Genomic DNA, 16,209 nt, shown 5'->3' with positions numbered 1-16,209 from the left:
GCTCCCGCAGTATCTCGTGATGACGATGACGTGCGGGACGTTCCGTGTGACCGCATGGCTGCAGTAGCCACCCCCACCGTACGGCCACCGCCGCGGGCAGCCGTACGACCGTCCACAACAGCCTTACAGGCGGACACAGCAATCTCACGAGCCGAAGCGAGGCGGGGCGGGGCAGGGCGGGGCGGGACTAGGCGGCAGGCGTACGCCCGCACCCGCCACCACGCACAACGTGACCGCTCGACGATCAGGGCAGCGCGTTGCCGAGGGTGGCGCCGACCGCTCCCATGACCGTCGCCATGAGGGCCCAACGGGTGCGTCCGCGCCGGGCCAGTTCCACGCCCGGGGTGGCGGACGCGAGTCCGATCGCGTACGCCACGGTCCAGGCGCCCGCCTCCGTACCGCCGTTGAGGCGCCCGACGATCGCGAAGAGACAGGCCACCGCGACCAGCGCGCCTATGGCCATCAGTCCGCCACGAGCGCTCCGCGCCTGCTGTGAGCGCTCGCTCGGAGTGCGTGGCTCCGTCGGCCTCTGAGGACGCGCCCGCAGTTCCCTTACGTCGTCCCGGACCGGACTGTCCGCGCCGCGTTCCGCCAGCATTTGTTCCCCATCACGCGTCGTCATGTGCAGGCAGCGTAGCGCCCGTCGCCTTCTGCGCGAAGGTCGGGAGAGCCCCGTGAGACGGGACGACGGACGACCGTCGCAAGGCGGGTGGCAGTGGGCAGCCGGCGCCGCTTCCCGGACGCGTCCGACTCGGACCCTTCGCGCGTCCCACGACGGCGATCGGCCCTACGGAGCACAGGCCGCCGAAGGGCGGGGACAGGAGACCGGACCACGCCCCCGCCGGCGTCTCCCTCCGAACCGTCCCGCCAACGTCGGCGACCTGAAACGGACTTGTGACAGCACCACCCTGAGGCGGTTCGACGGTGATTCCGTAAACTTTGCGACGGCTGTACTCCTGTGTGATTTCCCTGAACGGGTGAGGGAGTTGTACGGCCGTTCGGTCTGACGGGGGTGCTTTCTGCTGTGTCGATGATGCTGCCGGACGAGCTCGAGTGGGTTCTCGAGATGCTGGGCTACCGATGGCCCACGGCGGACGAGGACAAGCTCAGAGACTGTGCCGAGGTGTGGCGGAAGTTCGGCGAGAAGGTCACCGAGCTGCACGGCACGGCGAACGGCGCCGCCCGCCAGGTCACCGCGCACAACGCCGGTGAGTCGATCGACAAGTTCGTCAAGACGTACGAGAAGTTCGACGGCGGGGGCGGAGGGGACGGTTACCTCCGCAACGCCGCCGAGGCCGCGTTCCTCATCGCAAACGTGCTGGAGGCCTGCGCCTACCTCGTCGAGTTCGCCAAGTGGGCGGTCATCGCCCAGTTGATCGCCCTGGCGATCGAGATCGTCGCCGCGCACGCGGCCGCCCCGTTCACCTTCGGCCTGTCCGAGGTCGCCGGCCTCGGCGCCACCCAGATCACCCGGCTCATCGTCCGTCGCCTCCTCGACGAGCTGAAACAAGCCCTGCTCGAAGCGATCGTCGAGACGATGAAGGAACCCGCGATCTCCGCGATCGAGGCCATCATCACCGACCTCATCCGCCAGACGGTGAACGTCGGCTTCGGCGCTCAGGAGGGCTACGACGTCGGCGCCACCCTCAAGGCCGGTGGCACGGCGGGACTCGACGCGCTCAAGCAGAGCCCGCAGACGTTCGCCGAAGGTGTCCGCGACAGCCTGGGCCAGAAGGCCGGCAACCGGGCCCGGCACGCGATCGACAGCCGCCTCGACGGCTACGACGGCACGTCGGGGCTGCCCAGCGGAGACGTCGGCAGTGACCCCGGGACCGACAGCTCGAGTTCCTCCTCGTCGTCCTCGGACTCCTCGTCATCCTCCAGCTCCAACTCGAACTCAAGTGGCAGTGACTCGTCGAGTTCGAACGGCTCGGACTCCTCCACGTCCACGCGTTCGAGCAACGGCAGCAACCTGCCCGGCACGAACATAGGCAACGGCATATCCGCCGACACCGGCGGCAACGGCATCGGCGGTCCGAACCTGGGCCCGGGCCCCGACTCCGGTTCCGGACCGGGTACGGACTCCAGCAGCCCGACCTCCTCGGACACGCCGTACTCCAGGCCGACGCAGTCGCCGACGGACTCGTCCCTGTCCGACTTCGACGACCCGTCGCCGGGCGGCCGTTCGCCCAGCGGCTCCGACAGCCCCACCACTTCAACCGGCTCGCCGAGCACACCGGGCCCCTCCCACGCCGGCGGCGGCCCCTCCGTATCGGGCCTGTCGTCCCCGTCCCCGCAGTCGACCCCCACGCACACGTCGTCCCCGGGTACGTCCTCCACACCCTCGGGCGGTTCGATCGGCACCCAGGTCGACAACCTGGCAGCCACCGCGCCCACGCAGTCCAACGCGGCGCCGACACCGACGACCGGCGACGCTTCCCCGAGCGGCTCCGGAGGCCGTTCGGACGGCGGTTCCGGCATGCCTACGTCACCCACGGCAGCCGCCGCCACCGGTACGGCACCCGGCACGAGCCACAGCGGTGGCCCGTCGGGCGGCAGCCCGTCCGCCACGAGCCCGCAGCCCAACTCGGGGCCGGCGAGGAATCCTTCCTCCGGCACACCCGGCACCGCGCCCGCCGCGGGAACAGGACCCGCCTCCACGCCGCGCCCCACGTCCCCGACGGTCCCCCGCAGCACGCCCGCTCCGACACCGGACGGCCGCACGCCCGGAACCACGGACAGCCGTACGCCGGGCACGCCGGACAACCGAATACCTGCCCAGCGCCCCGGAGGCACCCCCACGGGAGACGCCGGCACCACGCCACGGAACACCCCGGGCACGCCACCCGCCGACCGCACCTCACCGCGCACCAACCCCACCACGGCGGGGGACGGCAACACGCCCCGCCCCCGCCCAGGCACCCCAACACCGAACGACGGCACGATGCCGCGGAACACCCCTGGCACAACGCCGAACGACCGCGGAGACCGCACCCCGCACCGCACCGACACCCCCGGCAACCAGAGCACCTCTCCCCGGGGCGACAGCACTCCGCGCCAGACCTCCGACCCGTCCGGCAACAGCCGTACGCCCACGCCGGGTCAGAGTCCGAGCCAGTCGCCGTCTTCCCAGTCCACACCTCCCAGATCGACGCCAGCGCCCTCCAGCACACCCACGACATCCCCGTCTACGTCGACACCGGGCGGCGCCACTCCCCACTCGGCGTCCCCCGGGGCGGCCACGCACACCGCCACGCCCCAGGGCGGCACGCCCGGGACCCCGAACCAGCCGAACTCAGGCACCCCGTCCCGCCCGCCCCACCAGCCTGCGGGCAGCACCCCGAACCAGCCCCCCGGAACCCAGCCGCAGCAGCCGCACACCCAGCAACCTCCGGCGAGCCCCCCGAACCCCCAGCAACAACAACAGCAGCCGCAGGTCACCCCAGTCCCCATCCACCACGTAACCACCACACCGAGCGGACAGCCCACTCCGTCCGCGCCCCACACCCCGGACTCGGGCCACACCACCACCGCGGACCAGAACAACAACGCTTCCGACAGCACCAAGCCGAAGGAAGCGCCGACCCCGGCGTCGCAGACCCGCAACAGCAACCCCCCGGGTGGCGTGACCGACCCTTCCCGCGCGGAGCAGGACGCCCTGGAGAACTCCGTCCCCCGAGACGAGAACGGCGACCCGACCCGGCCGCCGAACCCGGCGGACGGCCCGTGGGTGCAGCGCATCAACGGCGACGGCCCGGACGCGCCCGGCCGGAGCAACAACTGTGTCGACACAGCGCTCTCCACGGTCGACACCTACGCGGGCAACCCGACGGCCGCGGGCGCCCGCACCCCCGACCTGGACGCGGACGGCAACCCCTCGGACCGGGGCGAACGGGGCGGCCGCGACCGCATCGAGAACACTCTCGGCGCCCGCTTCAACGACATGGGCAACGGGCGCGACGCCTTCAACCGCCTGGAGAACACCCTCCGCGACAGCGGCCACGGCTCCCAGGCCGTCATCATCACGCAGGACGCCAACGGCCGCGCCCACGCCTGGAACGCCGTCAACCACAACGGCAAGATCACCTACATCGACGCCCAGACGGGCCAGCAGAGCCGAAACCCGCTCCACAGCGGCGACCACGGCGTCTTCGCCATCCCCCTGGACTCGAACCGCCAGCCGGTCACGCCGGATCGTGCGTCAGGGCGTGATCACTCCCAGCCCGACGGCACCACCCGCCCTGGCCGAGACGCCCCGACGACCGCTGCAGGAACTGATCGGCGCGCACCTGAGGATCCCGCAGGTACGGATCCGACGAAGAACGACCAGAATCCGCCCGACGACCCAACTCGGGAAGAACGCAACAAGTCGTTGCCCAAGCCGGAGGATCGAACGCAGGAGCACAGCAATCTGGCTCCCGACTCTCCCCAACAAGACGTGCGGAACTATCCAAGTGACGCTCAGGACACTCATCACGCCTATGACCCGGATGCTCCTCACGGCCTAAAGGTGCACCGCATCGGGCTTGATCCTGTGCATGCAAGTTTGCGCAACTGGGCGGATCAAGGCCGTCTGACGCCCTTGCTTCAGAGCGCAGCAGACCGAATGAACGCGTACAACCAGGCTCGGGAGAACGGCGATACGGACCTTCCGCCAACCGCATTCTCACGCCATGAATTGGAAGACGCGTTGGGCGACGATTTCCGTCAGATGAACGACGGGCAGCGCTACGCCGTCGTTGCCTCGCTCGCCCGGCTCAGCCTTGGTTTCCACGAGAGCCAGGGAGTGGGACACAGCCCCGAACACGACAGAGACGGCCTCCCTTACGCGGACTCCACGCGTTCCGACGGTACGCCCGATGCGGTCGCCGAAAATGATAGAGCTCGAAGTGCGGAGGCTCGAGATGAAGCCAACGCGAAGTTCCCGAAGGCATACCGCAAAGACTCGGAGACCAATAAGAACATCGCCGAACTGCATCACCGTTTCGTTGGAGAACAGAAAGCCAATCCGACTAACGACGATGTAAATGCTTTGATCGATGCCCTGGGCCCGCATAAGCCAGATTTTTCAGGGAAGAACTACGCCGTCATCGAAGTAGTGGACAGCGACGGAAATAGCGCATTTGTCGTCGACTCGTCGGTTCCTGCCGATAGCAGCGGCGTGTCGCCCCGACACTCGGAGAAGCACCTTCTGGACTGGTTCGACCGAACAAACACCGGCCCGGACGGCAAGAAGTACCGGATAGCCGGCCTTTACACGGAGCGGGAGCCATGCGGCTCCGGTCAGGGCCACGCCGATTGCTCCACACGGCTACGCAAACACCCAGACTTGGAGAACGGCAAGGCCCCGGTCTACTACAGCACCACATATCGGACTGACCCCGCAGGTGTGGCTGCCCGGGACGCGGCGCGCGCGAAGCTGAAGAGTCAACAAGAGCAGAGCGGACTGAGTGACCAACAGATCAGCACGAGGGTGAAGAAGATACGCACAGCCAACGAGCGCGCCATGCAACGCGAGATGGACCTCCATCTGGCAGCCATCGGCTCCGTCTGGGCCAAGGCTATGCTGCACGTCGATCCGCCGCAGTAGGGAGTTCATTCCGTGTCGTCGCCAGAACGTGAACGCATCGCTCCAGACCAGGTAGTCGCGCGCCTGCTCGACTGGTGGGGCGACAGCACTCCAATGATGGAGCAGATGGACGTTGTCAGCGATACGGGCGGGGCCGCTGTTCTGGAGGAAGTAAGCCGCCAGATCCCCGAGAGCGTGCTAATCGACGCCAGTGGAACGGACGCAGAAGGAATATTTCGCACTACCTTGAAGCTCCTCGGCGTTCCTGACGACGCGATGCAGCCCCACGCCTGGGACAGTGCCACGTTCGAACACGGCGCTGGCAAGCTGGTCCTGCTCTCCCATGCTGGGCGAGCAGGACTAACACGCAGATCCGCGCAGCCCCTGCTGGTCCTCGACCACGTCGCGCAAACTCTCGCCCTCGAAGGGCCGAGCGTCGTGCTCGACACGTTTCCATCGGTCTTTGACAGGTCGTCGTTCGATAGGCCCTCCGCCTGGCTGGACGACAACTCCTCGGGTGCTGTCGCGGCTGTGTCGCAGTCGCTGGAGATGCGTGCGCTGGCTTTGTCGGAGCCGCGGCGGGTGCCGTGGGAGGTGTGGGGCGAGCTGGCCCGGGCGGCGGGGGCCGACGGTTCGGTTCTGCGCGGGCTGGCCGACCGGTTCTCCGATGTGCTCACGGTGGCTGGCGAGGAGGTGTCCTTCGCTGACGAGGCCGTCGCGGAAGCCCTGCGCCGGGATACATCGGCGGAGTTGAGCCGGCGGGTGAACGGCCACATGGTGGCCTGGCTGCGTGGGCTGGCTCCGCGGCTGCGCCACCCGGAAGGCTGGGCCGCCGCCGGCCCGCTCGGCCGGTACACCGCGCACGGTCTGGCGATGCACGCCGTGCAGGCCGGCGAGTTCGACACGCTGCTGCGTGATGGCGAGGTCCTGGCCAACCTTCCGCCGTCCGCTTTTCTGGACGCGGCGCACTGCGCCCACGAGGGTTCGGTCCCCGATACGAACGCGGCCGCCGACGCGGTCCACCTGCACATGTACGGGGTGACACCCGCTGAGCAGGGTGAGTGGGCGGCGTGGCTGCACCTCATGGCGGCGGCCCGCAACGACACCGAACTGTGCGCCTCCATCGAACGGTCGGGCGTACAGCTTCCCTGGAAGGTGCGCTGGACCCACTGGCGTCCCCCGGGCGGATACGACCCCGGCTACCTCAAGCCCGGCCCCGTCGGCTCACTGTTCGACGTGCGCTGGCACGACCGCCCCGCCATCGTCTCCACCGCCTACGGCAAGGCCATGAACGTCTGGGACGCCGAGACCGGCGACCTGCTGGCTGGACCCTGGTACGGCGAGACCCTCCCCGACAATGCCACCACCGCGCTCACCTGGCCGACAGCACCGGGCCAGGCTCCTCCCACCACCCGCAAGGAACTCCGGGCACTCGCCTCCACCGAGGAAGGACCCGACGACGAGCTCCTCCCCACGCTCCTGCGCACCGGCCAGCTGACCGTGCTCGCCGGACCCGGAGGCCTCTTCGCCGTAGACGGCACCGCCCCCGCACCCCTTCCCGGAGCACCCCTCCTGGGCACCAAAACCGCGGCCGGACCCGCCCTCCTCACCGACGCCACCACCACGACCGCGGCCGACCTGCCGCAACTCTTCCCCGACGCCCCCACCCTCCGCACCCCGCCCGAGTCCCTGCCGCCAGGACTCACCGACGAGACGGCCCGCCGCGTCCTCACCGAGACCGGGCTCCCCGTCATGCAGGAAAAAGGCATCCGGCTGGAACCCGACTACGACAAGTTCCTGTGGGAACTCTCCTGGACCGAGGGCCTGCAACCGCCAGCGGAAGCCGGCCCGTTCTTCCAGATCGGCCTCTGGTCAGGCGCCGAACTCGTCATCGACGGCCCCACCGGCCACATCCTGCGCATGCCCCGCAGCACCGCCGAAAGCGGCCTCGACGGCTACCTCGTCGCCACGAATCTCGACCGCTTCCTCGCCATGGTCACCTGGTGGATCACCGGCCGCCGCATCCTCAACACCATCGAGAACCGCGACGAGGAACACCTCTTCCGGCAGCACATCGAAGACGCCGTCCGGATCATCGACAACGCCGGCTCCCAAGCCCAGATCTGGACCTACGCCCTCTACAACGACTGAGCCACACAGCAGCCGTCTCGACGCCGGAAAGCCCGTCGAGGACCCGACGCCAGGCGCGAGGCACCGTGTGTAACGGGTCCCGCCTCACGCCCCCTCGAGCACCGCCAGCCCGAATGCCAAAGGCAAGGCGGCCACAGCGAGGAGCAAGCCGATCGCCGCCAGCCCCGCCCGAATCTCCCGGTTGCCCCGGAAGGCCAGGTAGGCGCCGATCGGCGGCAGGATGCAGCACAGCAGCAGGCTGAAGCGCCAACCCTCTTCGCGGATGAAGAAGAACATGAGTGCCAGGCTCACAGGAACCAGACAGGCACTCATGATCCGGGCACGTCCGAGGAAGAGATCGAGGCCCCCGGTGCCGTTGAAGAAACTCATCCCGCCCGTCCAGTTCCGTCAGAAGTGCCTAATCAGCAGTCAGCAGTCAGCAGTCAGCAGTCAGCCATTGTTCTAAACGGCCGCGTGGTCGTAGCCGCCGGTACCCACCTGTGGGAATCCGTCCGCGGCCGAGAATCCGTTCACGGCCGTCGACATGACCAGACCGAGCGCACTCAGCGCCGAAGCGAACGTGTCGAACGCCTTCGACGCCTCGGCCCACAGCTGCATGAGCCGGATGGCCTCCGCCGCGGCCAGCGCGAACATCGCAGCGGAAGCGACCTGTCCGCCGACCGGGATGACGTTGACGGCCTGCGCCGCGAGCAGGTTGATCAGCCAGATGACGAGCAGGTCGCAGAACATCACCAGGAACGACTTCAGGAATTCCGCGAACTGGAACGCCATCTGCGCGGCCTGCGCATAACAGCTCTGCAGAGACTTGAACGTCTCCTTGATCTCCTCGAGCTTCTTGGTGAACTCGTCGAAGTACACGGTCGCCGCGTTCGCGGCGTTGCCGTCCCAGGTCAGACCGACGTTCTGGGTGCCCTTGCGCACATTGGCGGCCAGCGCGTCGCAGAAGGACGCGAGACTGCCCCAGACGTCGGAGCAGTCGTTGTACCCGTTCCAGTCCCCGAACACCCAGTTCGTCACTTCGGCGAAGGGGTCGAAGTCGAAGAGCAGCTTGGACGCCTCCACGGCCATCGCCGAGGGGCTGCCCAGGTCCAGCACGCTGCCCAGCGTCTTCTGCACCGGGCTCATCTGGTATTCGTCCGCGTGCCCGGACGCGTATTTCACGAAGGGATTGCTGGGATCTCCGGGCGCCTTCAGCAGGTCCACCGCGTCGCTGGCGTCGGAGAAGTCGTGCGGATCGCCGCCGGAGTCCCCGCCCGAGACCTTGGAACCCGGGTAGGTGGCGTCGAGCTTGGCCGCCTCGTCCGTGTCGGTCGCCCTGTAGTACTTCGCCGTGCCGGTCAGCTCCTTCTCGGACGCCTCCAGCAGGCTCTTGACCTTCTCCAGCGCCTTCTTGGCCTCGCTGACGTACCGGTCGTGCTCACCCGCGACGAGGTCCCAGGCCATTCCACCGACCGACTTGTCGATCTTCGCGTTGTTGCCGACGAACGAGACCGCCTGCGCGCCGCCGTCCGCGGCGCGGCCGACGAGCTTCGAGAAGCCGTCGATCGCACCGGGTTCCACCCGAAAGTTCACTTCTCCCCCATTGCCGGGATCAGAGCCGCGTACAGCCGCTCGGTACCGGGGCCGGCCACCGCTCGGTTCGAGGGCGAGGACCGGCCTCCGCTCGTTCAAAAACCAGCCGCCCCTAGTACAGGGACCAACCACGCCCGTCGTGACGCCGATTGCCGCCGGAACGGTTCTCGGACTCCGAGCGCCGCTCCTCCTCGAGCTTCTGGCGCTCTTCCTCCAGCCGGCGCTCGCCCTCCGCGGCGAGGGCCTGACGCTCGCTGTCGGACATGGCGGCCCACTTCTCCGCCAGCGGCGCCGACTGCTGCACGGCCTCCTCGGCGTACGCCGAGACGTTGGCGGCCTCGCGCAGCCCCATGCGGCCGGAGAGGACTTCCTGGGCCATCTCCTTGAGGGCCGGACCGCCCAGTCCCGAGGCGAGGTGCTCCAGGGACTGCCGCAGGATCTTCGCCTGGGCGGGGTCCTGCTGGGTCATCTCCAGAAACTCGGAGTCGTCGACGCGTTTGTCGGAACTGTTCTCGGCGCTGTCCAAGGGAAACCTCATCAGGAGGGTCGGCGGGTCTCGACCGGCGTGAACCTACCAACGCATCTGCGAACGCTTCAACACACGCCCCACGGGACATGCCCGCCCGACGCTTCAACTCCACATGGGCCAGTAATGGTTGGCGCTCAACGACCGGTATCCCTGCGTATCCCCGTGAACAGGCCCACTCGCGGCGAACGGGCTCGATATGCCTGCGTTTCTCCGGTACTCCCGGAAGGTGCGACGGGCACGCCCGTGTGAATATTCCTGGGAGAAATCGTCACAAGCTCTTGAGGTCCGCCGACGCAGAGGCATCGACGGCATCGACGGCTCACCCGAACTCGTTCCGAGCCCAGTCGTCGCCGACCCCCGACGCAGCCGGAGGGCCGGCGGGACGGGAGCCTGCCGAGGATGTCGCAACCGTGGGCGCGCCGGCGGGTGCGTCTGTGGACGGGTCGGCGGGCGGAGTCGATTCAGCGGACCCCTGCTCCCCGCCCGCGGCCCCACCACGCCCGCTCAACGCGTCGACTCCCCGCTGCACACGGTCGCCGGCCGCGCCCGTGACCGCCTCCGTCCCGCGGTCGATATACGTCTGCGGGTCGACGTAGCCGGCGAGCGACGAGCCCTCGCCCCCCGTGACCTCCGTCTTCAGGCCGTCCAGATACTCACCGCCCGCCTTCTTCGCGACGTCGGCCGTCTCCCCGAGATCGATGCCGGAACGGGCGTCGAAGTAGGCCTCGATGCCCTGCTGGCCGACGTTCTGGGCCATGCCGACGGCGGCCTCGCGGGCCTTCTCCTTGGCCGCGTCGACGACCTTCTCCTGGACGATCTGCTGGACCTGCTCCTTGACGACCCGCTTGGCGACCTTCTTCAGGGCGTCCACGGTGGCGTGCTCCATGGCCTTGGTGACGGCCTCCATGACCTCCTTCTTCAGGCGGTCGAGCAGCTCGCGGACGATCACCCGGGTGGCCTGGGTCGCGCCCATCGCCCCGAGTTCGGACAGCCCGAAGGTGAACGGCGCCGCGGCCTGCGCCGCGATGATCTCGATGGCCAGGGCGATGAGCTGGGCGATGACGGCGAGCTTCGCGGTGAGGACCGCGATCGCGGCCGCGTCGAAGGCCAGGGCGATCACCTCGCACGCGAGCTTCGCGTCGGGCAGATACCGGTCCTCGCCGTTGGCTCCGGTGTAGGCGCCCCAGTCCTTGCTGAAGCCCTCGATGGCGGAGCCGACGTTGGCGGCGACGACGGTGCGGGCGAAGCCCTCGCCCTCCGCCTCGATCTTCTCGAGTTGTGCGCCGAAGCCGCGCCAGGTCTCGGTGACCTGGTGGAGCGCCTCCTCGTCGGCCTCGGGCCAGTTGTAGCCGAGCAGATCCAGGACCCAGACGAGCTCGCCGGGCAGAGTGAGCGACATGTGAAGTACCCCCGGCCGACTCAGAGTAGACCGGCGATGCCGCTCAACAGCCCGCTGTTCGACGTATCGGAGGCGTCGTACGTACGGGCGTTGTCCTGAAGTGTGTGCCCGATCTGCTGGAGCCGTTCGGCGAGGCTGTCCATCGAGGCGAGGATTCCGTCCCGGATCGGCGTGTAGATCTCACCGAAGACATCTCCGAAATCAGCGTCTGACCAGGGCTCTCCCAGCCCTTCCAGAGCAGTCTCCAGTTGCTTGGACGCCTTGGCGAAATCGGCTCCGAGATCGGTGAAATTCTGGCCCTGCCGTCGCAGCACAGCCGTATCCACGTCAAATCCGCCGAACGTCATCAGTTCTCCCCCGAACTCCTGGTGCAGCACGTCATATTGCACGACAGGCCGGTAGCTTAGACTCCTCGCGCACGACCCGGAAAGTCGACGGGTCAAGAGATCGTCAAGTTGACCAAAGGACCCCCAAGTGGTGACGTCACCGCCGCATCGCCCCAGCTCAGCGGCCCTGCGGACAGGACGGCTCATCGGGCTCGGAGCAGTGCTCGCGGCGATCCTCATCGCCGCGGTGGCGATTCCGGAACTGCGCAGCGAACTCGCCGGAGAAGGCACCAAGGGAACCCTCACCGTTTCTTCATGCGAGGCGCACACGAAAACCCGTTACGGCGGCGGATCGCACCGGCGTAGCACCGAACTCCGGTTCAACTGCGCCGGAACCTGGACCGCGCAACACGGTGACCTTTCTTACGAAGACGTGGAAGTGGACACTTCATCGCGTTTCGATACGGGTTCCAAGATCCCCGTGATGCAGGTCGACGACACATTCGAACTTCCGCAGGACCGCGATCCCGGAGACGACGCCGCCGTCATCGCGCTCTGCCTGTCCCTCCTGGCGGCGGGCGCCTACTGCCTGCTCACCGGCTTCGGCGCCCGCAACGGCCTCGGCTTCGCGGCCTCCTGGCACCGTCTGCCGGCCGCCACGGTCACCGGTCCCGTCCTGGGCGGCCTCTTCGGCCTGGGCCTCCTGACGGCCCTGATTTGCACGCTCGCCCTGTGAGACCCGCCCGTACGACCGCACCGGGTCCCGATCCCGCCATCGGGACCGACCCAGCACCCGCTACCGGCCCCATAGCAGCCCCCGCCGTACCCACCGCACCCTGAGGAGCACCCCCATGACACAAGCACAAGCGAGCTCGGCCTCGTCGGGATCGTCGGGATCATCGGGTGCTTCGGGATCGAGGAGCACAGGCGGTCTCGGCCGGCTCATCGGCGTCGGCCTGCTCCTGGCCGGCGTGGTCCTCCTGGCCCTGGGCGCCTACCTGGGCCCGTATACCTACGCAACATCCACCCCGGGCAAGCTGACGGTCGAGACCTGCACGGTCGACTACAAGCACCGCAGCACCAGTTCCAGCAGCTCGCGCAAGCGCACCAAGACCAAGTGGTGCTACGGCACGTTCACCGCGACGGACGGCTCCGTCAAGGACCTCAACGCCGAGCTGCGCAGCGACTCCCTGCACCAGCGGGGCGAGGTGATCGACGCCCTCAAAACCGGGGAGACGTCGTACCAGCAGGACAGCGGCTGGGTCGGCTCGATCGCGCTGGGCTGCGCGTGGTGGTTCGGCGCCCTGATCCCGCTCGCCCTCGGCCTCCTCTGCACCACCACCGGCTTCGCCTTCGGCGGCGCGTCCGACTTCAACCGGGCCAAGCAGGCGGTGGCACCCGGACTGCTCAGCACGGTCTACACGCTGATCGCGGTGGGCGTGCTCGGCGTCGGCGTCAGCCTGCTGGTGATGTTCTTCGCGTGACGAAATCCCGGCACATCGCCGGGAGAGCCGTGGGCTTCCGAGAACGGGCGAACCGCGGTTATGGGCGTGCACGGCCGCGGTCGCCTGGGGACGGACGCCCGCTCACGCAGCACGCTCGCCGGAAGCGTCGTCGCTCACATGCAGCCCAACGGCGGCCCACACCCCGAGGAATGCGACGACTCCCGCCGTCCAGCGCCATCCGTTGTCCACGTCGAAGGTCATGAGTGCCGCACTGGCAATCACCACCGCGCAGATCTGGAACATAAACGGATCGACGTACGACGGCCATTGTGCGCGTACGTCGAACAGCCGCAGACGGCGATTCCCCTGCGGCATGGTCGCTACCTTCCCCAAGGAGACACCCCCAGAGTCGAGTGCTTGTGCCTCCTCGACCTTCATCATCCCGTGCAGGACCAGTCCATGGTCGAACACCAAGGCCGCAGGGGTCATGCTCGGCGAGAATCGAGAAGACCGTGCCCCCCGATGCGCATCCCAGCACACCCAGAGAGGCTCGTGCTCCACGAGCTCGGGCAAGCTACGACTGCCAGTGACCGTGTGGAAGCGGGCGATTCCGGCATCGGTCTGGATCTCGAGACGGGTCGGGCCCTCGGAAGATTCTCTTCGGCCTCTTGAATCAAAGAGGGCGACTCGGATGTACCGCCCTCGAATGGCTCTGTCCTTCTCTCCCAGACGGGAAAAGGATCGAAAACCGTGACTCGTCGACATATGACTGACGGCACCAAGACAGCTGAGGCCCCAGGCCGCGGCGAACGCCCAACGCAGGTACGCGGGCATGGTCTCTCCCCGCAACTCGGCGCCCAGACTGCGCTCGTCGCCTGCCACTGCGCCCAGCTCCGGCTGCGACGGCGCGTACAGCACGGTCACCGGGTCACCCGAACTCAAGGGCTGGTTGGTCGTCGCCTCGACCACGGCGGACATGGGTTCTTCACCTGTCGCGGCAGGCAGCCGGACGACGACCGTTGCGATGTAGGGGTCCTTGCCCCTGGAGGACTTCCGTCGAACATCGCTGATCTTCTCCGCCGTTGCGGTGCCGAACTCGGCTCCGGCCGCGTGGATACGCTCGACGCGCCCCGACCTTTCAGGGGTTCCCGCCGCCAATGCGAGGATCGCCAAGAGCGCGGTGGCGATCCCGGCCACCCAGGCGAGGCTCCGCACCTGCTGACCTCGCCTCGAGGGAAGCATGAGCGGCAGATCCGCTGTCTCAAGGGTGGATCCCCGCGCCTCGTCCGCCAACTCGTCCACCGAACGAGCGGAGGCGGCTAGGGCGACCTCGCGCACCGACTTTCGCCCACCGAATGCCCGTTGTCGCAGTGCGATCACCACGACGCACATCAACGTGGTGGCCAGGCACATCAGGATCAGCCATCGACGCCGGTCCGAGTCGGTGCCGAACAGCCAGAGCCCGAATACGGACGTTGTGGCCAGGAGCCCCAGCCCCGCACACCAGGCACCTAGTGCGGCCGAGGAAGTGGGGGAAGGAGTGCGGGTGGCTTCCACTTGGGTCATCAGCCGAAGTCCTCGCGAATCCGATCCGTCGCTGTCCTGCTGTCCCCGGCGACGCCTCGCCCGGCAGACTTGTGCGCCCCTGAGGCGCCCTTGTCCACTCCGTCGAAACCGTCCTTCGCCGCGTTCGCAGACACGCCCCCGGCGACGGGAGTGGAAGCCCCGAACGCCGCATCCACACCCGTCTGCTGATGCTCCGGACGACCCTCGGCGTAAGCGAAGTCATTGTCGTTCTTCACGCCCCGGGCCATGTCGTCAAGGCCTCGGTCGACGGCCCGCACCCCGCCGCCGAGCCCACCGGCGGCGGCGCCCGTGATACCGGTCACGGCGCTCTGACGGATGTCGAAGCGCTCCCCCTTCCGCACGGAGTCCAGGTAGTCCCCCGACATCCCCCCGGCCGCGCCTCCCGCCATGCCGCTGAGGATCTCCTTGCCTCCCACAGCGGTCACCGCCTTGCCCGCAGCGGTACCGACGGTGGCGCCGGCCAGGCCGCCAAGCATGTTCGTACCCATTTCCCAGCCCTTGCCGCTGAGCTGGCTGGTGATCATGCCTCCGGCTGTGCCGCCAGCCCAGTTCAGGGCTCCCTCGACCAGAAGTCTCCCTGCCTTTCCGCGGTTGTAGAGGTTTCTGTATGCAGTACCGATGATGCGCAAGGCCCTGCCCAGCCGTCCCGCTGCATCCAGGGCTCTTGCAGCCAGCATGGTCACACGAGCTGTGCCGACCGCTGCCGAGACGCCCAGGGTGAGGAAGGACATCCCGACGGACACACCGATGGAGATCCCGATCTCCACATAGATGTCCTCGATCTCGTCATTGACCTCGCGAATGCATTTCGCGGCATCGTCGAGGCCCTTGGCTGCCTCATCGAAATCGTCGGTGGCGCCGCGCACAGCAGCCGCGAACTCATCCCAATGGGCTGCGAAGGCATCGGCCGCTTCGCCACGCCAGGTGTCTCCCACAGTTGCCCTGACGTCCTTGTCCAGGGCTTTCACCATGCCCTCGACCTCAGACTCCAGCTGGCGCCACGCCTTGGCCGCGGCTTCCAGCTCTTCCGGGCGTCCACCCGGTCTGATGACCTCGATACCGAGCTCGACGATCTCTTCGGCGAGAGACTCGTTCCCGCTCACTGCTCGCCGCCCTTCGACTTTCCGAAGAGGACCGCGAGTTCGTCGTCGGTGACCTCGGTGTTCGCATTCACCTTGCGCAGGGCGTCGGCGATCCTGTCCAGGTGCTCGTGCACGACCTTCATGGCACTTGCGACGTCCTCCGAGTAGGAGATGTAGGCGCTGGTGACCTCCGCGGATTCCGTCAGCACTCCGAAACCATCAGTGATGGCCTCTTCCCCCGTCTCCTCCTCGAACCTCTTCAGATAGGCCCTCAGGTCGTAGGCCTGCATCTCGAACTTGCGGGCCAGGCTCCTTCCGGCAGTGGGTTCGTAGAAGGAGCTTCCGTCGTCAGCCATCCACTGTTCCTGTTCGGTGCCGTGCAACTACGAGCGAGGAACACACTGATCTCGTCGAGTGCCAACCCGGTGGGATCAGGCCGCTGTTCTCGCTTTGAACCGGGACAGCTGCGCGCGAGACTGCCCTCCCATGTCCGGCCTGGACCGGGCGACTACTGGCCCTGGTGCGGAGGCAGTTGGTTGTAGGGGTTCG

At 67.8% G+C, this 16,209-nt stretch carries 13 protein-coding genes; 4 read left to right on the top strand and 9 right to left on the bottom strand.

Features of this window, described 5'->3' with window-relative positions:
* Positions 1-244: 244 nt before the first annotated feature.
* Positions 245-463 carry a hypothetical protein gene (locus KBY32_RS33860; RefSeq protein WP_210982767.1) on the bottom strand — a complete coding sequence of 73 codons (219 nt, stop codon included), beginning with the start codon at positions 461-463 and terminating at the stop codon, positions 245-247.
* Positions 464-1,030: 567 nt separating this feature from the next.
* On the opposite strand from KBY32_RS33860, the gene KBY32_RS33855 reads away from it, so the two are divergent.
* The gene (locus KBY32_RS33855; protein ID WP_247690379.1) at positions 1,031-5,590 is read left to right on the top strand and encodes a toxin glutamine deamidase domain-containing protein; all 4,560 of its coding nucleotides are present in this window, start codon (positions 1,031-1,033) and stop codon (positions 5,588-5,590) included.
* A gap of 12 nt (positions 5,591-5,602) precedes the next feature.
* Positions 5,603-7,720: an SUKH-4 family immunity protein gene (locus KBY32_RS35895; RefSeq protein ID WP_210982765.1), complete on the top strand. Its 2,118-nt coding sequence runs from the start codon at positions 5,603-5,605 to the stop codon at positions 7,718-7,720.
* An 84-nt stretch (positions 7,721-7,804) separates the two neighbouring features.
* Here KBY32_RS35895 and KBY32_RS33845 read toward each other — a convergent pair whose 3' ends face one another.
* The 5 genes from KBY32_RS33845 to KBY32_RS33825 form a co-directional block, all read right to left on the bottom strand.
* A complete protein-coding gene (locus KBY32_RS33845) occupies positions 7,805-8,089 on the bottom strand; it encodes a hypothetical protein (protein WP_210982764.1) in 285 nt (94 codons plus the stop codon).
* Positions 8,090-8,161: 72 nt separating this feature from the next.
* A complete protein-coding gene (locus KBY32_RS33840) occupies positions 8,162-9,280 on the bottom strand; it encodes a hypothetical protein (RefSeq protein WP_079033740.1) in 1,119 nt (372 codons plus the stop codon).
* A gap of 124 nt (positions 9,281-9,404) precedes the next feature.
* A complete protein-coding gene (locus tag KBY32_RS33835; RefSeq protein WP_210982763.1) occupies positions 9,405-9,818 on the bottom strand; it encodes a hypothetical protein in 414 nt (137 codons plus the stop codon).
* Between the two features lie 322 nt (positions 9,819-10,140).
* Positions 10,141-11,220, bottom strand: a complete 1,080-nt coding sequence (locus tag KBY32_RS33830; protein ID WP_210982762.1) for a PE-PGRS family protein — start codon at positions 11,218-11,220, stop codon at positions 10,141-10,143.
* 20 nt (positions 11,221-11,240) lie between these two features.
* Positions 11,241-11,609: a hypothetical protein gene (locus KBY32_RS33825; RefSeq protein ID WP_308293817.1), complete on the bottom strand. Its 369-nt coding sequence runs from the start codon at positions 11,607-11,609 to the stop codon at positions 11,241-11,243.
* Between the two features lie 85 nt (positions 11,610-11,694).
* Between KBY32_RS33825 and KBY32_RS33820 the strand changes: the two genes are divergently transcribed.
* Together KBY32_RS33820 and KBY32_RS33815 are read left to right on the top strand one after the other, a co-directional pair.
* Positions 11,695-12,282: a hypothetical protein gene (locus tag KBY32_RS33820; RefSeq protein WP_210982761.1), complete on the top strand. Its 588-nt coding sequence runs from the start codon at positions 11,695-11,697 to the stop codon at positions 12,280-12,282.
* Positions 12,283-12,397: 115 nt separating this feature from the next.
* Positions 12,398-13,030: a hypothetical protein gene (locus KBY32_RS33815; RefSeq protein ID WP_210982760.1), complete on the top strand. Its 633-nt coding sequence runs from the start codon at positions 12,398-12,400 to the stop codon at positions 13,028-13,030.
* Positions 13,031-13,132: 102 nt separating this feature from the next.
* On the opposite strand, the gene KBY32_RS33810 is transcribed toward KBY32_RS33815, so the two are convergent.
* Genes KBY32_RS33810 through KBY32_RS33800 form a run of 3 tightly spaced genes read right to left on the bottom strand, consistent with a single transcriptional unit; the run spans position 13,133 to position 16,016 of the window.
* Complete coding sequence (locus KBY32_RS33810; protein ID WP_210982759.1) at positions 13,133-14,557, bottom strand: hypothetical protein; 1,425 nt, start codon at positions 14,555-14,557, stop codon at positions 13,133-13,135.
* On the bottom strand, positions 14,557-15,681 hold the full coding sequence (locus KBY32_RS33805) for a WXG100 family type VII secretion target (protein WP_210982758.1): 1,125 nt from the start codon (positions 15,679-15,681) through the stop codon (positions 14,557-14,559). Before KBY32_RS33805 ends, KBY32_RS33810 begins: the two co-directional genes overlap by 1 nt.
* Positions 15,678-16,016, bottom strand: a complete 339-nt coding sequence (locus KBY32_RS33800) for a hypothetical protein (RefSeq protein ID WP_055623210.1) — start codon at positions 16,014-16,016, stop codon at positions 15,678-15,680. Before KBY32_RS33800 ends, KBY32_RS33805 begins: the two co-directional genes overlap by 4 nt.
* Positions 16,017-16,209 lie beyond the last annotated feature (193 nt).

Origin of the sequence: Streptomyces sp. RK62, assembly GCF_018070255.1 — a bacterium.
Lineage (GTDB): Bacteria > Actinomycetota > Actinomycetes > Streptomycetales > Streptomycetaceae > Streptomyces > Streptomyces nigra.
The sequence above is the reverse complement of the archived record's forward strand: the minus strand, read 5'-3'. Positions and strand labels throughout refer to the sequence as shown.

What these genes read in the sequence shown, in the direction of transcription:
- KBY32_RS33860 (WP_210982767.1), bottom strand. Translation starts at nt 463, where the DNA reads ATGGCCATAGGCGCGCTGGTCGCGGTGGCCTGTCTCTTCGCGATCGTC.
- KBY32_RS33855 (WP_247690379.1), top strand. Translation starts at nt 1,031, where the DNA reads ATGATGCTGCCGGACGAGCTCGAGTGGGTTCTCGAGATGCTGGGCTAC.
- KBY32_RS33845 (WP_210982764.1), bottom strand. Translation starts at nt 8,089, where the DNA reads ATGAGTTTCTTCAACGGCACCGGGGGCCTCGATCTCTTCCTCGGACGT.
- KBY32_RS33830 (WP_210982762.1), bottom strand. Translation starts at nt 11,220, where the DNA reads ATGTCGCTCACTCTGCCCGGCGAGCTCGTCTGGGTCCTGGATCTGCTC.
- KBY32_RS33815 (WP_210982760.1), top strand. Translation starts at nt 12,398, where the DNA reads ATGACACAAGCACAAGCGAGCTCGGCCTCGTCGGGATCGTCGGGATCA.
- KBY32_RS33810 (WP_210982759.1), bottom strand. Translation starts at nt 14,557, where the DNA reads ATGACCCAAGTGGAAGCCACCCGCACTCCTTCCCCCACTTCCTCGGCC.
- KBY32_RS33800 (WP_055623210.1), bottom strand. Translation starts at nt 16,016, where the DNA reads ATGGCTGACGACGGAAGCTCCTTCTACGAACCCACTGCCGGAAGGAGC.